Origin of the sequence: Arthrobacter sp. BPSS-3 (assembly GCF_044628475.1) — a bacterium.
Classification (GTDB): domain Bacteria; phylum Actinomycetota; class Actinomycetes; order Actinomycetales; family Micrococcaceae; genus Arthrobacter.
In genome coordinates this window covers 89,098-106,512 of the sequence record NZ_JBIMMV010000002.1, presented here as the reverse complement: position 1 = coordinate 106,512, position 17,415 = coordinate 89,098, and the positions used below count along the sequence as shown (strand labels likewise).

The 17,415-nt window shown below is 68.8% G+C and carries 16 protein-coding genes; 3 read left to right on the top strand and 13 right to left on the bottom strand.

Annotated features, from left to right (window positions below):
* Positions 1-67 precede the first annotated feature (67 nt).
* The 5 genes from ACFVY3_RS03460 to ACFVY3_RS03440 form a co-directional block, all read right to left on the bottom strand.
* Positions 68-1,852 (bottom strand): DEAD/DEAH box helicase, encoded by a 1,785-nt coding sequence (locus tag ACFVY3_RS03460; protein ID WP_400158776.1) that lies wholly within the window; start codon positions 1,850-1,852, stop codon positions 68-70.
* Between the two features lie 97 nt (positions 1,853-1,949).
* On the bottom strand, positions 1,950-2,297 hold the full coding sequence (locus ACFVY3_RS03455) for a DUF3039 domain-containing protein (RefSeq protein WP_290257420.1): 348 nt from the start codon (positions 2,295-2,297) through the stop codon (positions 1,950-1,952).
* A gap of 21 nt (positions 2,298-2,318) precedes the next feature.
* Positions 2,319-3,419, bottom strand: a complete 1,101-nt coding sequence (locus tag ACFVY3_RS03450; RefSeq protein ID WP_290257419.1) for an NADH:flavin oxidoreductase/NADH oxidase — start codon at positions 3,417-3,419, stop codon at positions 2,319-2,321.
* Positions 3,419-4,420 carry a co-chaperone YbbN gene (locus ACFVY3_RS03445; RefSeq protein WP_400158775.1) on the bottom strand — a complete coding sequence of 334 codons (1,002 nt, stop codon included), beginning with the start codon at positions 4,418-4,420 and terminating at the stop codon, positions 3,419-3,421. Before ACFVY3_RS03445 ends, ACFVY3_RS03450 begins: the two co-directional genes overlap by 1 nt.
* A 34-nt stretch (positions 4,421-4,454) precedes the next feature.
* Positions 4,455-6,308: a hypothetical protein gene (locus ACFVY3_RS03440; protein WP_400158774.1), complete on the bottom strand. Its 1,854-nt coding sequence runs from the start codon at positions 6,306-6,308 to the stop codon at positions 4,455-4,457.
* Between the two features lie 201 nt (positions 6,309-6,509).
* Here ACFVY3_RS03440 and ACFVY3_RS03435 point away from each other — a divergent pair, with 201 nt between their 5' ends.
* Positions 6,510-7,781 carry an AI-2E family transporter gene (locus ACFVY3_RS03435; protein WP_400158773.1) on the top strand — a complete coding sequence of 424 codons (1,272 nt, stop codon included), beginning with the start codon at positions 6,510-6,512 and terminating at the stop codon, positions 7,779-7,781.
* A 51-nt stretch (positions 7,782-7,832) separates the two neighbouring features.
* Here the strand turns inward: ACFVY3_RS03435 and ACFVY3_RS03430 are convergent, their stop codons facing one another.
* Positions 7,833-8,627, bottom strand: coding sequence for an alpha/beta hydrolase (locus ACFVY3_RS03430; RefSeq protein ID WP_290257416.1), 795 nt, complete (start codon positions 8,625-8,627; stop codon positions 7,833-7,835).
* A gap of 51 nt (positions 8,628-8,678) precedes the next feature.
* A complete protein-coding gene (locus tag ACFVY3_RS03425; RefSeq protein WP_290257415.1) occupies positions 8,679-9,023 on the bottom strand; it encodes an ATP/GTP-binding protein in 345 nt (114 codons plus the stop codon).
* A 77-nt stretch (positions 9,024-9,100) separates the two neighbouring features.
* On the opposite strand from ACFVY3_RS03425, the gene nucS reads away from it, so the two are divergent.
* Positions 9,101-9,796 (top strand): endonuclease NucS, encoded by a 696-nt coding sequence (nucS, locus tag ACFVY3_RS03420; RefSeq protein WP_290257414.1) that lies wholly within the window; start codon positions 9,101-9,103, stop codon positions 9,794-9,796.
* Positions 9,797-10,080: 284 nt separating this feature from the next.
* A complete protein-coding gene (locus ACFVY3_RS03415) occupies positions 10,081-10,284 on the top strand; it encodes a cold-shock protein (RefSeq protein ID WP_003804766.1) in 204 nt (67 codons plus the stop codon).
* A gap of 92 nt (positions 10,285-10,376) precedes the next feature.
* Here the strand turns inward: ACFVY3_RS03415 and ACFVY3_RS03410 are convergent, their stop codons facing one another.
* From ACFVY3_RS03410 to ACFVY3_RS03385, 6 genes are all read right to left on the bottom strand, one after another.
* Positions 10,377-12,863, bottom strand: a complete 2,487-nt coding sequence (locus ACFVY3_RS03410) for a rhomboid family intramembrane serine protease (protein WP_400158772.1) — start codon at positions 12,861-12,863, stop codon at positions 10,377-10,379.
* Positions 12,860-14,230, bottom strand: coding sequence for an alpha/beta hydrolase (locus ACFVY3_RS03405; RefSeq protein WP_400158771.1), 1,371 nt, complete (start codon positions 14,228-14,230; stop codon positions 12,860-12,862). The genes ACFVY3_RS03410 and ACFVY3_RS03405 overlap by 4 nt, the downstream gene beginning before the upstream one ends.
* Positions 14,231-14,235: 5 nt before the next feature.
* Positions 14,236-14,667, bottom strand: a complete 432-nt coding sequence (locus ACFVY3_RS03400; protein WP_290257409.1) for a DUF2550 domain-containing protein — start codon at positions 14,665-14,667, stop codon at positions 14,236-14,238.
* A 10-nt stretch (positions 14,668-14,677) separates the two neighbouring features.
* Positions 14,678-14,962: a F0F1 ATP synthase subunit epsilon gene (locus ACFVY3_RS03395; protein ID WP_290257408.1), complete on the bottom strand. Its 285-nt coding sequence runs from the start codon at positions 14,960-14,962 to the stop codon at positions 14,678-14,680.
* A 1-nt stretch (position 14,963) separates the two neighbouring features.
* On the bottom strand, positions 14,964-16,418 hold the full coding sequence (gene atpD, locus ACFVY3_RS03390) for a F0F1 ATP synthase subunit beta (protein WP_290257407.1): 1,455 nt from the start codon (positions 16,416-16,418) through the stop codon (positions 14,964-14,966).
* 82 nt (positions 16,419-16,500) lie between these two features.
* Positions 16,501-17,394: a F0F1 ATP synthase subunit gamma gene (locus tag ACFVY3_RS03385; RefSeq protein WP_364134744.1), complete on the bottom strand. Its 894-nt coding sequence runs from the start codon at positions 17,392-17,394 to the stop codon at positions 16,501-16,503.
* Positions 17,395-17,415 lie beyond the last annotated feature (21 nt).

The following is a 17,415-nucleotide window of genomic DNA, read 5'->3' as shown; positions in this document are numbered from 1 at the left end:
CCGGTCCCTTTTTTTTGTGTCGTGCCCCCGGGGCGCCCGGGCGCCGGGGGCTACCGCGGGCGTGCGGCTACTTCCGGCCGATGAACCAGTCCTGCAGCTTCCGCAGCCGGCTCTGTAGCTGTTCCTCGTTGGCCTGGGCGACGGGCGGGCCGCCGCAGACCGTGCGCAGCTTGGTGTGGATGACCCCGTGCGGGGTGCCGGTCCGGGCGGACCAGGCGGCGACGTTCTTGGCCAGTTCGGTGCGCAGGTCCATCAGCATCCGGTGGTCCGGGACCGCCGGTGCCGGCTCGGAGGCCGCCGCCTGGGGGGCGCGCTTGTTCTTGCGGCTGAGCTGTTCGTGCTGGCGCTGGCGCAGCAGCGTGCCCACCTGTTCGGCGTCGAGCAGGCCGGGAATGCCGAGGAAGTCCAGCTCGTCCTCGGAGCCGACCTCGCCGCCGGTGCCGAATTCGCCACCGTCGAACAGCACCCGGTCGAAGGACGCCTGGGAATCCAGCGCCTCGAACTTGCCCTTCATCAGCGTGTCCGAGGCCTTCTCCTCGCGGTTCGCCTCGTCCATCAGCGAATCCTCGGGGTTGAACAGCCCGTCCGCGTCTTCCCTCTCCGGGCGGTCCAGTGCGTGGTCCCGCTCGGCCTCCATCGAGTTCGCCAGCGCCATCAGCTGCGGTACCGAGGGCAGGAACACCGACGCCGTTTCGCCGCGCTTGCGGGCACGCACGAAGCGGCCCACGGCCTGGGCGAAGAATAGCGGCGTGGAGGTCGACGTCGCGTACACGCCCACCGAGAGGCGGGGCACGTCGACGCCTTCGGAGACCATCCGCACCGCGACCATCCAGCGCTTCTCCCCGGCGGAGAACTCCTCGATCTTGGAGGAGGCCTTGGCGTCGTCGGAGAGGATCACGGTGGGTGACTCGCCCGTGATCCGCTTCAGCTGCCCGGCGTAGGCCCGGGCGTCCTCGTGGTCGGTGGCGATGACAAGGCCGCCGGCGTCGGGCACGGTGCGCCGGACCTCACTCAGGCGCTTGTCCGCCCCGGCCAGCACGGCCGGGATCCATTCGCCGGCCGGGTTCAGCGCGGTGCGCCACGCCTGGGATGTGATGTCCTTGGTGACGGCGGCTTCGCCGAGGGAGGCCGCCATCTCGTCGCCCGCGCTGGTGCGCCAGCGCATCTGCCCGGAGTAGGCCATGAACATCACCGGACGGACCACGTGGTCGCGCAGCGCCTTGCCGTAGCCGTAGGTGTAGTCGGCCTTGGAGCGGCGGATGCCGTCGCGGTCCTCCGCGTACTCGACGAACGGGATCGGGGAGGTGTCCGAGCGGAATGGGGTACCGGTCAGGGACAGCCGGCGCGCGGCCGGGTCGAAGGCCTCGCGGAGCCCGTCGCCCCAGGAGAGCGCCTCGCCGCCGTGGTGGATCTCATCCAGGATCACCAGGGTGCGGGCGGCCTCGGTCTTGGCCCGGTGCAGCATCGGCTTGCTGGCCACCTGCGCGTACGTGACGGCGACGCCGATGAAGCCGCGGCCGTGCTGGCCGTCGGCGTTCTTGAAGTTCGGGTCGATGGCGATGCCCACCTTCGCGGCGGCGTCCGCCCACTGGCGCTTGAGGTGGTCCGTGGGCGCCACGATGGTCACGCGGTTGACCACGCCCGAATCGATCAGCATGGAGGCCACCCGGAGGGCGAACGTAGTCTTACCGGCCCCGGGGGTTGCGACGGCAAGGAAGTCCCGGGGGTTGGTGGCGAAGTAGTTATCCAGCGCCTCCTGCTGCCAGGCACGCAGTTTCGGCGCGGTTCCCCACGCGGCCCGCTCGGGATAGGCGGGCGGCAGCACGGGACCGCCGAACAGTGTTTCCGTCACTTAGCGGGCCTCCCGTCCATACGCGTCTGTTGGTTCGGGAAAAGCCCCACTAAGCACAAAAACACCAATCTTTTTCGGTTGAACCGGATGCCACGCCCTACTTGCCGGAGCCGCCGTCGTCACCGCCGGGGCGCAGCCCCTCGTAAACCTCTTTGCATTCGGGGCACACAGGGAACTTCTTCGGATCCCGTCCAGGGGTCCAGACCTTGCCGCAGAGGGCAATGACGGGTTCCCCGGAGAGGGCCGACTCCATGATCTTTTCCTTGCGGACGTAATGCGCGAAGCGCTCCCGGTCTCCCGGTTCCACTTCCTGGCGCAGTTCCTCACGCTCGATCGTCGCCGTCGACGTCCCGGCGCCGGAAAGCTCACGCATCGGGTCGTTGTCGAGGTCGTTGTCCAGGGCGTTCTGGGGGGCCGTCGTCAGGGGTTCCGTCATGCTGGTCATGGCTTCCATCTTAGCCGCTGGCTAGAACGTCCGCCGGGGCATGGCCCGTTCGTACTGCGGCGGCCAGGCCAGCTCGTGGCCCAGTTCGAAGGCCGCGCGCAGCCACCAGTGCGGGTCGCGCAGCGCCGCGCGGGCGATCAGCACGCCGTCGGCCTGGCCGGTCGCCACGGCGTGTTCCGCCTGGCCGGCGGAGGTGAGCAATCCCACCGTGCCGGTTTTGACGCCGGCCTCGCGTCGGATCTTGGCGCTGAAGCCGGTCTGGTAGCCGGGACCCACCGGAATCGTCTGGTGCGCTACGGCGCCGCCGCTGGAGACGTCCACCAGGTCCACGCCGCGCTCGGAGGCGGCGCGGGCGAGCCGGACGGAGGCCTCGGCGTCTACGCCGCCCTCGGCCCAGTCCGAGGCGGAGATCCTCAGCAACAGCGGCATCGAGTCCGGAATGACCCCGCGCACCGCGTCCACCACGGCCAGCATGAGCCGGTTACGGCCCGCCTCGTCGCCGCCCCATTCGTCGGTGCGGTCGTTGATCAGCGGGCTCTGGAACTGGTGCAGCAGGTAGCCGTGCGCACCGTGGATTTCGATGGTGTCGAAGCCAACCTCCACTGCCCGCCGGGCGGAGGCAACGAAGTCGGCGATCACGCCCTCGATCTCGGTCCCGGTCATGGCCGACGGCGGCGCGTAGCCGTCGAAGGCACCGGTGCCCGGGCCCACCGGGTCCCAGCCGCCCTCGGAGGCAGGGACGGTGCCGGTCTTGCCGGAGAACGGCCAGTAGCTGGAGGCCTTGCGGCCGGCGTGGGAGAGCTGGGTGCCGATCTTGGTCTCCGCGGTGCCGTGCCGGTGCACGAAGTCCACGATCCTGGTCCAGGATTCGGCCTGGGCATCGTTATAGAGGCCGGCGTCCCGCGGGCTGATCCGCCCGGCGGGGTTGACGGCGGCCGCCTCGGTGAGGATCAGGGCCGCTCCCCCGGTGGCGAACGATCCGAGGTGCATCAGGTGCCAGTCGGTGGGGACGCCCTCGGCGGTCTCGGGTTCGCAGCTGTACTGGCACATCGGCGATACCCAGCCGCGGTGCTCGAGCCGCAGGGAGCGCAGGGTCAGCGGGCTGAAGAGTGCGGACGCCATTAGAACAGCACCCGGGCCAGGTTCTGGCGGGCCTTGGCCACACGCTCGTCGGTGGCGCCGACGACGTCGAAGAGTTCCAGCAGGCGCACCCGGGCGGTCTCCCGCTCCGGTCCGAAGTTCCGGCCGATGAAGGCCACCATCCGGCCCAGGCCGTCCTCCACGTGCCCGCCGGCGACGTCGAGATCGGCGACGGCCAGCTGTGCGTCCAGGTTGTCCGGTTCCTCCGCGGCCTTGGCACGGACGGCGTCGGCGTCCTCGGTGGACAGGGCCTGCAGGCGTCCCATCAGCTCCACCTGGGCCAGGCCCACCTTGGCGTCGGCGTCGGCGGGCATCTCGGTGAGGGCCTGGCGGTACGCGGCGGCCGCACCGTCGAAGTCACCTGCCTCGATCGCGTCGAAGGCCTTCTGGTGCAACGGGGGCAGCGGCGGGGCCTCGGCCTCCGCGGCGGCCGGACCGCCGCCGCCGATCCGGCCGGTGACGCCGTTGGCGGCGGCCACCTTGAGGAGTTCATCGAAGAGGCTGCGGACCTGCTGCTCGTCGGCGCCGCCCTGGAAGAGCGGCACGGGCTGGCCCTTCACCACGGCGACGGCCGTGGGAACGGCCTGCACCTGAAACGCCTGGGCCAGTTGCGGGAAGGCCTCGATATCGGCGGCGCCGAGAACCAGGCGGCCCTCGTAACTGGTGACAATCTGCTCCAGGGCGTCCACCAGATCCCCGGACCCGGGTGAATAGGAGGCCCACATGGCGATAACGACGGGCACCCGGGCGGAGAGGTCCACCAGGTCCTGGAAGTTGGCCTCGGTGACGTTGACGCGCAACGGGGCGGCGCCGCCGTCCGCTGGCTGCTGGGCGGATCCGGGCTGGGCGGCTCCGGTGTGCGTGGACCCCGGTCCGGCGGGCGGCGCGGGGCGTTGCTTCAGCGAGGAAAGATCGACGGCGCCCCGCAGGTTGATCGGGTTTGCGGCTGCGGGCGGGACCGGGCGGGATGCGGGCGAAGTCATGGAACCACTCTATCGACTCCGCCCGCGGCCGGGACTACTTGAAGCTCGCCCCGACCAGGCCGCGGGTGGCGGCCACCAGCTTCATCGGATCCTTGGACCCCGCCGGCGGCACGTAGACCGCCACGGACTCGGCAAAGTTCAGGACCATGCCGGTGCTGGTCTCCTTGCCGCCGGCCAGGGCCGCGGCGTCGTCCCCGATGGTCAGCTTGTCGCCGGAGTTCTTCGGCGTGCCGTCGAAACCGAAGTTGAGCCGGCCCAGGACCAGGGCCCCGCCGTCGGCGGTGCGGAACACAACGGTGTCCTCGGGAACGGCCTTGTGGGTGAAGGCAAAGTTTCCGTTGGCACCGGACTTCACCACGTCGGCCTGGTAGGCCAGGGTGTCGGCGATGTACGGCGAGGACTGGCCCTCGGCGAGCTTGTCCTTGAAGGCCGAGTCGGCGTTGGTCAGGCGGTCGCCCAGGCCGGCGAGGGCCTCCTGGCCGCTGTAGAGCAGGCCGGACTTGTCGTCGGCGCCCAGCGTCTCGGTGCCGCCGCGGTTGATCGCAGGGAAGGTGGTTCCCGGCTGCAGCGGCGTCGCGCCGACCAGCTTGTAGTTCTCGCGCGGGGACGCCTGGACCAGCGTCAGCAGCTGCGGGACCACGTTGCCGTCGCCCTGGGTGACTGCCATGACGGAGCGGGGCCAGTCTCGCTTGGAGCTCACCACGGTGGTCAGCAGCTTGGTGGCGCGCACGGGCATCCGGGATTCGTAGCTGCCCACCTGCGAGCGGATCTTGTAGTTCTGCGTGCGGACCTCGAGTTCGGTCCCGCCGACCCGCGGGGCGAGCTTGGCCGCGTCCTTGGCGGCGTCACCGGCGTCTGTGGCCGCGGAGACCTGTTCCAGGATCCGGCGGAACTGGGCATCCAGCAGGATCGGGGTCCCGCCGGCGGAGGGGGCGGCCGTGCCGGCGCTTCCGCTCGGGGCGGGCGACGGCGACTGGCTGGCCTGGGCGGCAACGCCCGTGCCGGCGACGGCGGTGGCGGTCAGCAGGGCCACGGCCGCACCCGCGGCGCGGCGGCGCGTGGACAGGGTCGCGATGCGGGGGGCCTGTCCGGCGTCTCCGGCGGCCGGAGTGGAGCCGGCCTCACGGGCCTTGGCCCGGTCGGCGGCGCGGGCCCGGGCCCGGCGTGCGAAGGCGCTGCCGGCGGTGGCCTCCTTGGCCTCGACATCGCCGGAGCCGGAGTTATCGGAGCCGCCATCGCCGGAACCGCCGTCGCCCGGGGTGCCGGAGCGCGGCGCGCCCTGCTTGGGCTTCAGCACCAGCAGCGCGACGCCGCCGACTACCAGCAGCCCGCCGATAACCATCAGCGGGATGGCCCACGGCGTGGAGGTGTCATTGGGGAAGGTCATCGAAATGTCCGAGGGGGCGGCCTTGGTGCCGTCGGTGGCCAGCAGCAGCGACCAGTCACCGTCGGCCGGCGGAGTCCACGAGTAGTCCAGCTCGCCGTTGGCGTTCTCGGTGGAGACCCAGAGGTCCGAACCGGCGGGCGACGGCGCGGTGGCCTCGCCGTCGGCGTGCTCGACGGTGAGGGACTTGCGGTCCTCGGAGAGCCCGGAAATGGTGTTGTGGGCCGTCTTGCCCACCCAGGCGTTGACGTCGTCGGGGCGGCCGGAGGCCAGCAGGAAGTTGCCTTCACCCTTGACGTGGATCTTGACCGTGCCGCCGTGCAGGGTGCGCAGCTTCTGGTCGACCACCGTCAGCGGCGCGGCGGTGCCGTTGGCCGGGACGCTGGCCGTCACCGTCGCCGGCGGAGCCCAGATTGTCTTCTGCCCGATCCCCGCCAGCAGTGTCAGGAGGCCGAGCAGCACAAGTGCAACTGCAGTCTTGAAACGCAAAATATTACCTATCATCAGCGGACACGTAGTTTTAAGAGTAACCGTTTTGTTACCTCCGAGTCAGATCGGGCGGCTTGTCAAGCCCCTTTCCCGGCCCGTCCCGGCCCGTCGATCCGCCCGGTAGCAAGGCTGCTGATAGTGTTTGCGGTGATCGTCACACCGGCCCCGCAGCCGCGGAATTCCGGGGAAAATTGAGAGAAAAAGGCTTGCAGCGCAGTGACTGACCCCACGGATTCGTCCCCCTCAGGACAGGCAGCTCCCCCGGAATCCGTCGCGCGGCCTGCCCAGGCTCCGGCCGGGTTCCTGGCCGCGATGGCCCGCCGCCTGCGGCAACCCCTGCCCGGCGCACAGCCCCGGCTGCGCTTCGATTTGCCGCCCGAGCAGCTGGACGACGCCGACGCCGCTCTTGAGGACACCGAGGAGACCCGCTTCGGCCGTCCCGGGCCGCGGATTTCCGCGCAGCATCCGCTCTACGTCGGGTTCATGGGGACCGTGGGCGTCGGCGTGGCCTTGCTGGTCTACTGGATCGGCTCCAACATCACCCAGCTGCTGCTCTGGATCCTGACGGCACTCTTCATCGCCCTGGGCCTCGATCCCGTGGTGCGCTGGCTGGAGAAACGCAAGGTGCCCCGCCCGGCCGGCATCCTGGTCTCGGTCGCCGTCCTGGCCCTGGCCGTCGCCGGGTTCTTCGCCACCCTGATCCCGACCATCGTCGCCCAGGTGACCCAGATCGTCCAGGAGGCCCCCAAGTGGATCCAGGACTTCATCGACTCGGACTTCTTCCGCGGCCTCGACAGCCAGTTCGGCGTCCGGGACCGGATCACGCAGGAGCTCGAGAAGTTCGTCAACAACCCGGACGCGATGGGCGGCATCTTCGGCGGCGTGGTGGGCGTCGGCTCCACCATCGCCAACGGCCTCTTCGGCGCCCTGATCGTCCTGGTGCTGAGCCTGTACTTCCTCTCCGCGATGCCCTCGATGAAGCTGTGGGGCTACCGCCTGGCTCCGCGCTCCCGCCGGCCGCGCGTGGAGGCCCTGTCCGAGGAGATCACCGGCTCGGTCGGCAACTACGTCATCGGCCAAGTCTGCGTGGCACTGCTCAACGCGCTCTTCGCCTTCATCGTGATGACCATCGTGGGCGTGCCGTTCGCGGTGCTGCTCGCCTTCGTCGTGGCGCTGCTGGCCTTCATTCCCCTGGTCGGCGGCATGATCGCCGGCATCCTGGTCACCCTGATCGCTCTGACCGCCGGCTGGCAGACCGCCGTCGTCTTCGCGATCTGCTACTTCGCCTACCTGCAGTTCGAGGCCTACTTCGTCTCGCCGCGCATCATGCAGAAGGCCGTGGCGGTGCCCGGCGCGGTGGCGGTCATCTCGGTGATTGCCGGCGGCAGCCTGCTGGGTGTACTCGGCGCGCTGATCGCGATCCCGACGGCCGCGGCCATCATGCTCCTGGTCAAGGAAATCTTCATCGTCCGCCAAGACAAGCACTAACCCCGGCAAGCACTAACCCGGCAAGCACTAACCCCGGCAGGCGCTCACCGCTCAGGCGTGCGCCGTGGCCACCGGGCCGTCCCACTCCTCGGGGAGCGGCTGCGCCGTCCCCGGCAGGACCTCGGCGACGATCTCGTTCAGCACCCGTCCGGCGTACTTCTCCCCCACCCAGAGGTGCTTGGCGCCGTCGACGCCGACGACGTCGGCCTGGGGCACCAGGGCGAAGCGTTCGGCCGCGGCGGCAGGCTGCAGGTAGTCGTCGTGTTCGGGGACCAGCACCTTGAGCGGCTTGCCCGCGGCAGCCCATTCCTTGAGGTGCACGTCCGTGGCGCGGTGCAGCGGGGGCGAGAGCAGGATGGCGCCCTCGATCTCTCCGGCTACGGGATCCACCGCGCCGTACATGAGCGCCAGCTCGGTGCCAAAGGACCAGCCCACCAGCCAGCGGTTCGGCAGGCCACGGTCCACCGCGAACCGCACCGCCGCCTCGACGTCCATCCGTTCGCCGATGCCCTCCTCGAAGCTGCCGCCGCTGGTTCCCCGGGGCGAGGACGTGCCTCGGGTGTTGAAGCGCAGCACGGCGACGCCGGACAGGGCCGGCAGCCGGTAGGAGGCCTTGCGGTAGACGTGCGAATCCATGAAGCCGCCGTGCGTGGGCAGCGGATGCAGGGTGATCAGGGTGGCCCGGACCTCGCCGGACTCCGGCAGCGCGAGTTCGCCCACCAGCAGGTGACCGTCCGCGGTGCGCAGCTCGATGTTCTCCCGCCGTGCCGGCAGCACCGTGGCGGCCCGGATGGGGGTCGGGGCGGCGGGCTGGGTGAAGTCGTACGAGGCCGGGTCGAAAGTCATGCCCTCCAGCTTAGCGAAGCTACGGGCGGCACCCGCGAGAGCAGTGAGCGCCTAGCGGTACCGGTACGTGCGCGAGGTCCAGCAGTTGGTGTGCCAGTGGCGCCGTTCGGCCAGCCCGGCGGCGGCACCGAAGAGATGGTCCTCGGACCAGACCACCAGGTGGGCGGTTCCGGGCGGGACGGCGTGGAGACAGCCAGGGCAGACATAGGTCTTGCCGGCGCGGCTGGCCGAGATGGACCGGACCATCCATTCCCCGTCCGGGGCGCTCTCCCGGCGGGCAATCCCGGTCCGGGCGCGTTCCAGGTCCAGCTCGGGCACCGGTCCGCCGTGCTTGCCGGGCTGCCGGGCGCCCCCGTTGCCCGGGGCGGGACGGCGGGGGCGGTTGGAACGGGGCATGGTCCCATTCTGCCCCAGCGGGTCCCCGGACGGTGTCCACGCCGCGGCGCCTCCCCGCTGCCGGTAGTGTTGACCGGGTGCGTTTAGTGATAGCCCGTTGCTCCGTTGATTATGTCGGCCGGCTCAAGGCCCACCTCCCCCTCGCCACCCGCCTGCTGGTGGTCAAGGCGGACGGCTCCGTGCTGGTCCATTCCGACGGCGGTTCCTACAAGCCCCTGAACTGGATGAGCCCGCCCGCCCGGCTCCGCGTGTCCACCCCGGACGAGGTCGACGTCGAGGTCGGCGTGATCGAGCAGTGGACCGTGCAGTCCACCAAGACCGACGACCGACTGATCATCAACATCCATGAACAGCTCCATGACACCTCGCACGACCTTGGCCAGGACCCCGGACTGATCAAGGACGGCGTGGAGGCGGACCTGCAGCGCCTGCTGGCTGACCAGATCGAGACCCTGGGCGAGGGATTCTCTCTGATCCGCCGCGAATACTTCACCGCGATCGGGCCGGTGGACATCCTGGCCCGCGACGCGAACGGCGGCACCGTCGCCATCGAACTGAAGCGCCGGGGCGACATCGACGGCGTCGAACAGCTGACCCGCTACCTCGAACTGCTCAACCGCGACCCGCTCCTGGCTCCCGTCCGCGGTATCTTTGCCGCCCAGCAGATCAAGCCGCAGGCAAGGGTCCTCGCCACCGACCGCGGCATTGATTGCGTAACGCTGGACTATGACGCGATGCGCGGTGTGGACGACAGCGAATCCCGCCTCTTCTAAGCGCGGCAATTGCACCCCAATCACGCACCAATTGGTTCACCAGCTTGTTACATAAAATTTGTGGATTTATCAGCCGCGCCCGTTGACCTGACTGTGGGGGCATGAAATTCTTAGAACAGTCTTTGTGTAGGTGTTTTTCATGCTCGCAAGACATGTTGCGAGCGTGAAGCTCCTGACGCCGAAACCCGGAGTCCCGGGCGGATGCCAAGGTTCTTCCCGCGGAGTGACTAAGCCCGGCGTAAGGTGCGCCGGACTTTCTCAAGTTCGACAATGAGGAGAATTAAATGGCTCAGGGAACCGTCAAGTGGTTTAACGCTGAAAAGGGCTTCGGCTTCATTACCCCGGATGACTCCGACGGCGACGTCTTCGTCCACTACTCCGAAATCCAGACCGGCGGCTTCAAGACCCTCGATGAGAACCAGCGCGTTCAGTTCGAAATCGGCCAGGGCGCCAAGGGCCCCCAGGCCACTGGCGTCACGGTCGTCTAATTAGGTTCAGGAATGCGCTAGAAGCATTCCCGGCTGAAGAAAATGATCCCCGGCTTTTGCCGGGGATCATTTTTTTGCGTTCCGCCGTCCCGCTAGCGCACGAGCGTACGCAGCAGCCGGGCGCTCTGGCGCACGGACAGGTCGGGCAGGTAGGCCCGGCTGAGCGCCCGGCCTATGGCCGGAAGCTGCAGCGGATCCTGGTAGTACAGGTAGAGCGTGCGGTACTCCGGCTTGAAGCGGGACTTGAACGTCGCCAGCGAGCGGAAGCCGTAGACCGGTTCCAGCGCCCGGCCCACCACGTCCAGGATCCCGGCCAGGCCCTCGCCGCCGGCACCGTCGGAGTCGTCGTCGCGGGATTCGTCGCGCGCCAGCGGCGATCCGGAGAGGGAAATGACGTCCACCGAGTCGCGCAGTTCCGTCACCGCCGAGGCGATCAGAAACTCCATCACCCCCGGAAAGGCGTCGCCGCGGCGCCGCATGAAGTCAAGGGTCCAGCTGACCAGCGCCCCGCCGTCGTACACGGGGAGCCAGCTGGTGACGCCCTGCACCCGGCCCTCGGCGTCCACGGCCAGGCAGCACAGCACCTCGTCGTCCATCAGCTCGTCCAGGCCGCCCAGGGTGAAGCCCATCTCGGGAACGGACTTTCGGGCCGCCCACTCCTCCGAGACCTCGCTGAGCTGCGCGCGCAGCGCCGGCGAGAAGTCGCGGTAACGGCCCCAGACGGCGTGCACTCCGGTCTTGGCCGCGCGGTTCATCGCCGTGCGGACGTTCTGCCATTCCTTGCCCTTGAAGGTCAGCTCCTGCAGTCCCAGGCGCGTCTCCTGGGCAACCGCCAGCCGCCGGAAACCGCGGGCCTGCAGCAGCGGCCAGATTTCATCCGTGCAGGAGTAGAAGCACGGAATCAGCGCATTTTCGGCGCAGAAGTCCAGGAACCCTTCGGCGGTATCCAGCCGGTTTGCCGCGGGTCCAAGCGGTCCGCCGAGGGTCAGCGCCACGTTGTTGTGCTGCTGATAGGCCACCGCACCGCGGGCGGCCTGGTTGAACCAGAACTTGTTCGGCTCCCAGAGAGCCATCCAGGAGAGCGAGTCGCCGCCCTGATGCACCAGCCGGCGTGCCACTTCCCGGTCGCCGTGGCCGGCGTCGGTGCCGTGCGCCCGGCGGAGCAGCACCAGCCACACCCCGGCCAGCGCCACCACCCAGAAGGCGATGCCGGAGTAGGCGAAGAGGAAGGCCTCCACGGGATTCCGGTCCTGGAAGACCCGGTTGTAGGTCCCCGGGATCGGCAACGGCAGGTACTGCCGCGCCAGCTCGGCCGCCAGGCCCAGCCAGCCGCCGTCGCGCTCCAGTCCCCCGGCGGCGAACCAGGCGCCGGTGTACGCGCCGGCCAGAACCAGGAAGGTCCCGCCCACGGTCAGGGCCAGGGTCCGCCGGGCCCGCCGGGTGGTCTCGACCCGGAACAGCCGGCGGTTGGCGAACAGCAGCAGCACCAATGCCAGCGGCACCGCCGCGAGCGGCAGGATGTGCACGAAGCCCGAGCCCATGATGGCCGTGTGCGGCCGGTTAGGGTAATGCGGGATGCGGGCGAAGAGGGCCAGGTAGACCGCGGCCAGCGCCGTCACGCCCAGCTGGACCAGGATGGCGATCCGCAGCGCCAGCTGCCGTCCGTGCCGCATGCCGTCGGCGCAGATGAGCAGGAGGACCACCGGCACCACGGCCAGGGCCAGGCCCAGCGGCCCGGCGAAGCCCAACCGGCCAGCCTCCAGGCACGAGGCATCCACGGCGCCGCCGCAGTTCTGCTCCAGCTGGTTCAGCGTGGGCAGCGGGTTGAGCACGACGTCGCGCAGCAAGGCCAGCGGACCGTTCGCGGTCCGCACCACCGCGGTGAGGATGGGCCCGACGGCGAAGATCGCCACGGTGAGCGAGAGCAGGTTCCGGGTCTCGCGCCCGGTGGATCGGTGCCGCTGCAGGGTGCCCTTGTCCCCCTGCAGCCACCACCCGGCCAGCAAGCCGACCACGGCACCGGAGAGGCCCACCACCGTCTCGGGGTGGCCCACGTAGAGCACCAGCAGCAGGGCCACCGAGAGCACCGCGGTCCGCAGCCGGCGCTGCCACAGGGTGGGCAGCAGCCCGCAGGCGGCCAGGGCCACGGCGAGGATTGCCGCGTAGGGTCCTATCAGCGGGGCATCGACCATCAGGCCCAGCCAGCCATCCCCGGCGTAGCGCGCCAGCTGGGTGACCAGCAGGAACAGGGACACCGCGGCGAACTGGCCGGCGAGGAAGAACGCGACCGTGCGCAGCGAGCCCACCCGCCGCTCGGCCACGCCCATCAGGCCAAGGATCATCAGCGACGCCGCGAGGTACGCCAGCGGGTTGGTGGCGAAGAACAGCGAGGTGAACATCGTCCACCAGTGCCCGGCCTGCAGCCCCTGGACGCTGACGGACGCGAAGTCCAGCAGCGCTTCCGGCGGGCCGGCGAGGAAGCTGCCGGTGGCCGCTCCGGCAAAGAGGAAGAGCGCCAGGACCGACAGGGTGACGGGGAGCTGACGGGCCTGCCGGAGGATGCCGCGCAGCCCGCTCATTGCTTGATCCCCCACCGCTGCGCGAGGAAGTCCAGGCCGCCGGGCATGCCGCGCGACGCCGCTTCCCAGGAGTGCCCGGCGTTGGCGATCCGGTGGTCCTCCACGGTGAAGCCGGCCTTCCGTGCGGCCCCGGCGAGCAGGGCCATGTACTCGATGAACTCGGGGTCGCGTTCGCCGGCGCCGAAATACACGGCGTTGCCCTCGTACCGGCGTTCCTGCATCAGGCGCAGCGGGGTCTGTGCCTCGAAGGCCGCGGTGTCGCCGCCGAAGGAGGCGTCGATGGTCTTGCGGCGCTCCTTGGCCAGGGACGGCTCCTTTTCGCTGGAGAACGCCAGGGCGGCGCTGTACACCTCGGGGTGGCGGGTCACCATCTCCATGGCACAGGTGGCGCCGAAGGAGAATCCGCCGGCGGCCCACTGGTGCGGGTCGGCGTCGACGTCGAGGGTGGCCCGGATCCAGTCAGGCACGTCGCGGGAGAGGAAGGTGTCGGCCTTGGCGATGCGGCTGTCCATGCAGAGCGTGTTGCCGGAGGCGGACCCGTTGGGGTCCACCACCACCGCGATCGGGGCCACCCCGCCGTGGTCCGCGGCGAAGCGGTCCATGCGGCTGCGCAGGGCGCCGCCGGTCAGCCAGTCGGCCGGGGCCCCGGGCTGGCCGGAGAAGAGGACCAGGACGGGGAGCGCGGGCCGGGGTGTGGCACTGTACGCCGGCGGGAAGTAGATGTAGGCGTCGCGGCTCTGGAAGCCCGACGCCGTGCCGGGAATGGTGGCCTTGCGGACCGTGCCGTCCGGCGGCAGGCCGTTCGGGGCCGTCCAGTCGGCCAACGGAACCGCGGCGGCTCCCCCGGGCTGCCTACGCAACGCGTCCTCCAGCACCGGAATGCGCGCGACGGCGGTGCCGGTCAGGTCGCTCACGGTGTGATTGAGGCCGAAGTAGGAGTTGATCTGGACGGCGGAGAGCAGCAGCACGCCCAGCAGGGCGGCCGTGGCCACCGCGGTGGCGCGGATCCGGTGCACCACCGGCAGGACGGGTCCGGGGATGGCCGCCAGGAACGGCCGGCGGCCCCAGATGCCGTGCAGCCGGAGCAGCCAGAACAGCAGGGCCGCGACGCCGGGAACACTCCAGGCGAGTGTCTCCCAGGGCAGTTCCTCGGGGAAGACGGACAGGACGTAGATCAGGAGGAGATGGACTCCGGCGACCAGCCCGGCGCCCAGCAGCAGGGCGGAGCCGACGACCACCGCCGTCGCCCCCGGGGTATGCCGGCGGCCGCTCTTCCAGAGCAGGTAGGCGGCACCGGCGGCCGCGGCAGCCCAGGCAACCCAGAGCACCGGCCCGTCCACCAGCCGGATGTCTTCGATGAAGTCCAAGGCGGTTAGCGCCAGGTGCCGACGCCGATGACGGGGCCTGCCTCAAGCCAGGAAGAGAGCCCGGTGTACGCGTCGAAGCGCATGGCCAGCAGGACGTCCCGGCCCTCGTAGCGCAGTTCGACGATGACGGACTCCGGCTGCACCTTCACCAGTTCGGTTTCGGTGGGCGGACGCCGGCCGATCAGCTCCAGCGAGCTGCGGCGGAAGGTGTATTTCGGACGGACGCTCAGGGAGGCAAGACGGAACCACTCGAGGTCGTTGTCCTGATAACGACAAACCCCCATCTGCCAGCTGTTTCCAGCTACGCAAATGGAGGCGTCCACCGTGCCCAGGGCGCGCCGCAGATTAATGCGGCGCACCCCGGAGAGGCACAGTGCAAAGACTAGCAACGCAAACGCCGTTGCCAGGATGATGAACGGAAGACCAGTATCGTCCATCAAGGTAGGGCTAGCGGATCCCCGCAGTAGCCGAATCACCCATCTGGGCGTTGTCGGCCACGATCACCACGCGGTTGTTGTCGACGGAGAAGAATCCGCCGTCAACGTCCACTGCGATGCGGTCACCGGAAACAGGCTCGATGGCCAGTTCACCTTCGGCCAGAATCGCCAGCAGGGGCGAGTGGCCGGGCAGGATTCCGATTTCACCATCGCTGGTGCGGGCCTTGACCATCTTGGCCGCTCCGGACCACACGAAGTGGTCCGCTGCGACAATCTCAACCTCAAGCTCAGCCATATTACTTGGTCTGTTCCTGGATCTTGGCCCACTGGCGCTCGACGTCATCCAGGCCGCCGACGTTGAAGAACGCCTGCTCTGCGATGTGGTCCAGCTCGCCGTCGCAGATCGCCGCGAAGCCTTCCACGGTGTCCTTGATGGACACGGTGGAGCCCTCGACGCCGGTGAACTGCTTGGCGGTGTAGGTGTTCTGCGAGAGGAACTGCTGGATACGGCGTGCACGCGACACGACGATCTTGTCCTCTTCGGAGAGTTCATCGACACCGAGGATGGCGATGATGTCCTGGAGTTCCTTGTTCTTCTGCAGGATCTGCTTCACGCGGACGGCCGTGTTGTAGTGGTCGTTGCCGATGTACTGCGGATCCAGGATGCGCGAGGTCGACGTCAGCGGGTCAACGGCCGGGTACAGACCACGGGAAGCGATTTCACGGGAGAGTTCCGTGGTCGCGTCGAGGTGTGCGAAGGTCGTTGCCGGAGCCGGGTCGGTGTAGTCATCCGCGGGAACGTAGATGGCCTGCATCGAGGTGATGGAGTGGCCCTTGGTCGAGGTGATGCGCTCCTGCAGGAGGCCCATCTCATCGGCCAGGTTGGGCTGGTAGCCCACGGCGGACGGCATGCGGCCGAGGAGGGTGGAAACCTCGGAGCCTGCCTGGGTGAAGCGGAAGATGTTGTCGATGAAGAGCAGCACGTCCTGGTTCTGCACATCGCGGAAGTACTCCGCCATGGTCAGGGCGGACAGGGCCACGCGCAGACGCGTTCCCGGCGGCTCATCCATCTGGCCGAACACAAGGGCGGTGTCCTTGAGGACGCCTGCCTCTTCCATTTCGACCCAGAGGTCGTTGCCTTCACGGGTGCGCTCACCCACGCCGGCGAACACCGAGGTACCGCCGAAGTTGCGGGCAACACGGGTGATCATTTCCTGGATCAGCACGGTCTTGCCGACGCCGGCGCCGCCGAACAGGCCGATCTTGCCACCCTTGATGTACGGGGTGAGGAGGTCGATAACCTTGATGCCGGTCTCGAGCATCTCGGTGGAGCCCTCAAGGGTCGCGAAGGCGGGGGCCTTGCGGTGGATCGGCCAGCGCTCGGAGACCTGCAGTTCGGACTCCGCGACGTCCAGGGGCTGGCCCAGGACGTTGAAGATATGGCCCTTGACGCCGTCGCCAACGGGCACGGAGATCGGGGCGCCGGTGTCGACCACGGTGGTGCCGCGGACCAGGCCGTCGGTCGCCTGCAGCGAGATGGCGCGGATGAGGTTGTCGCCGAGGTGCAGCGCAACTTCGAAGGTGATGGTCTTGGTCTCACCGTTGAGAGAAATCTCGGTGGTGAGAGCGTTGTAAATCGAGGGGATTGCGTCAGCCGGGAATTCGACGTCGACAACCGGGCCAATAACACGTGCAATACGGCCGGTGGCACCGGACGTCGCGGCTACGTGTTCGGTAGCAGTGGCAGTCATCTCTCTCACTTCACTCAGTAGATGGCGTGGGCGGTTAAGTTCGTTCTGTGGTGCAGGTACAGCTGGGCCCGTGACGGGCAGGCTAGGACGCGTTCAGTGCGTCGGCGCCGGCCACGATCTCGGAAAGCTCCTGCGTAATTTCAGCCTGGCGGGCAGTGTTGCGCAGACGCGTGTACTTCTTGATGAGCTCCGTGGCGTTGTCGCCGGCGGACTTCATCGCGCGCTGGCGGGCTGCGAGCTCGGAAGCTGCGGCCTGCAACATGGCGGCGAAGATGCGTGACTCGATGTAGCGCGGCAGCAGGGCATCGAGGACCTGCTCCGTCTCCGGTTCGAATTCGTAGAGCGGCAGCAGCTCCGACTCGGAGGCAGCCTGTTCCTCGACGACCTCCAGCGGGAGCAGACGGATAACCGTCGGTTCCTGCGTCACCATGGACTTGAACCGCGTGTAGACGACGTGGATTTCGTCCACACCGCCCTCTTCGTAGACCTCGGCGAAATCGGCCAGGAGGGCCTCGCCCACCTCGCGTGCGGTCTCGAACTGCGGAGCGTCCGTGTTGCCGGTCCAGACCCGCTCGTACGGACGGTTCCGGAAGTCGAAGTACGCCTGTGCCTTGCGGCCCATGAGGTACATCTTGACTTCCTTGCCCTCCTCGTGGAGCAGCTCGACGAGGCCTTCGGCCTGCTTGAGCACGGTCGCGGAGTAGGACCCGGCGAGGCCGCGGTCGGAGGTGACGACCAGCACGGCGGCCCGCCGGATCTGCTCCGGCTCGGTCACCAGCGGGTGGTCGATTTCGCTCTGGCTTGCGACAGCAGAAACGGCACGCGTAATCGCGTTTGCGTAAGGCAGTGAAGCCGCTACGCGTGCGCGGGCCTTGCCGATGCGCGAGGTAGCGATCAGTTCCATCGCCTTGAAGATCTTGCGCATCGACGTCGTCGAGCTGATCTTCTGGCGGTAGACCCGAATCTGGGCTCCCATACTTATCCTTTCCTAAGCTTC

Bases quoted from the DNA above. Each gene is read 5' to 3' on its own strand.
- ACFVY3_RS03455 (WP_290257420.1), bottom strand. From the start codon at position 2,297: ATGACCAGCATGACGGAACCCCTGACGACGGCCCCCCAGAACGCCCTG.
- ACFVY3_RS03450 (WP_290257419.1), bottom strand. From the start codon at position 3,419: ATGGCGTCCGCACTCTTCAGCCCGCTGACCCTGCGCTCCCTGCGGCTC.
- ACFVY3_RS03445 (WP_400158775.1), bottom strand. From the start codon at position 4,420: ATGACTTCGCCCGCATCCCGCCCGGTCCCGCCCGCAGCCGCAAACCCG.
- ACFVY3_RS03440 (WP_400158774.1), bottom strand. From the start codon at position 6,308: ATGATAGGTAATATTTTGCGTTTCAAGACTGCAGTTGCACTTGTGCTG.
- ACFVY3_RS03430 (WP_290257416.1), bottom strand. From the start codon at position 8,627: ATGACTTTCGACCCGGCCTCGTACGACTTCACCCAGCCCGCCGCCCCG.
- ACFVY3_RS03425 (WP_290257415.1), bottom strand. From the start codon at position 9,023: ATGCCCCGTTCCAACCGCCCCCGCCGTCCCGCCCCGGGCAACGGGGGC.
- ACFVY3_RS03415 (WP_003804766.1), top strand. From the start codon at position 10,081: ATGGCTCAGGGAACCGTCAAGTGGTTTAACGCTGAAAAGGGCTTCGGC.
- ACFVY3_RS03410 (WP_400158772.1), bottom strand. From the start codon at position 12,863: ATGAGCGGGCTGCGCGGCATCCTCCGGCAGGCCCGTCAGCTCCCCGTC.
- ACFVY3_RS03400 (WP_290257409.1), bottom strand. From the start codon at position 14,667: ATGGACGATACTGGTCTTCCGTTCATCATCCTGGCAACGGCGTTTGCG.
- ACFVY3_RS03395 (WP_290257408.1), bottom strand. From the start codon at position 14,962: ATGGCTGAGCTTGAGGTTGAGATTGTCGCAGCGGACCACTTCGTGTGG.
- atpD (WP_290257407.1), bottom strand. From the start codon at position 16,418: ATGACTGCCACTGCTACCGAACACGTAGCCGCGACGTCCGGTGCCACC.
- ACFVY3_RS03385 (WP_364134744.1), bottom strand. From the start codon at position 17,394: ATGGGAGCCCAGATTCGGGTCTACCGCCAGAAGATCAGCTCGACGACG.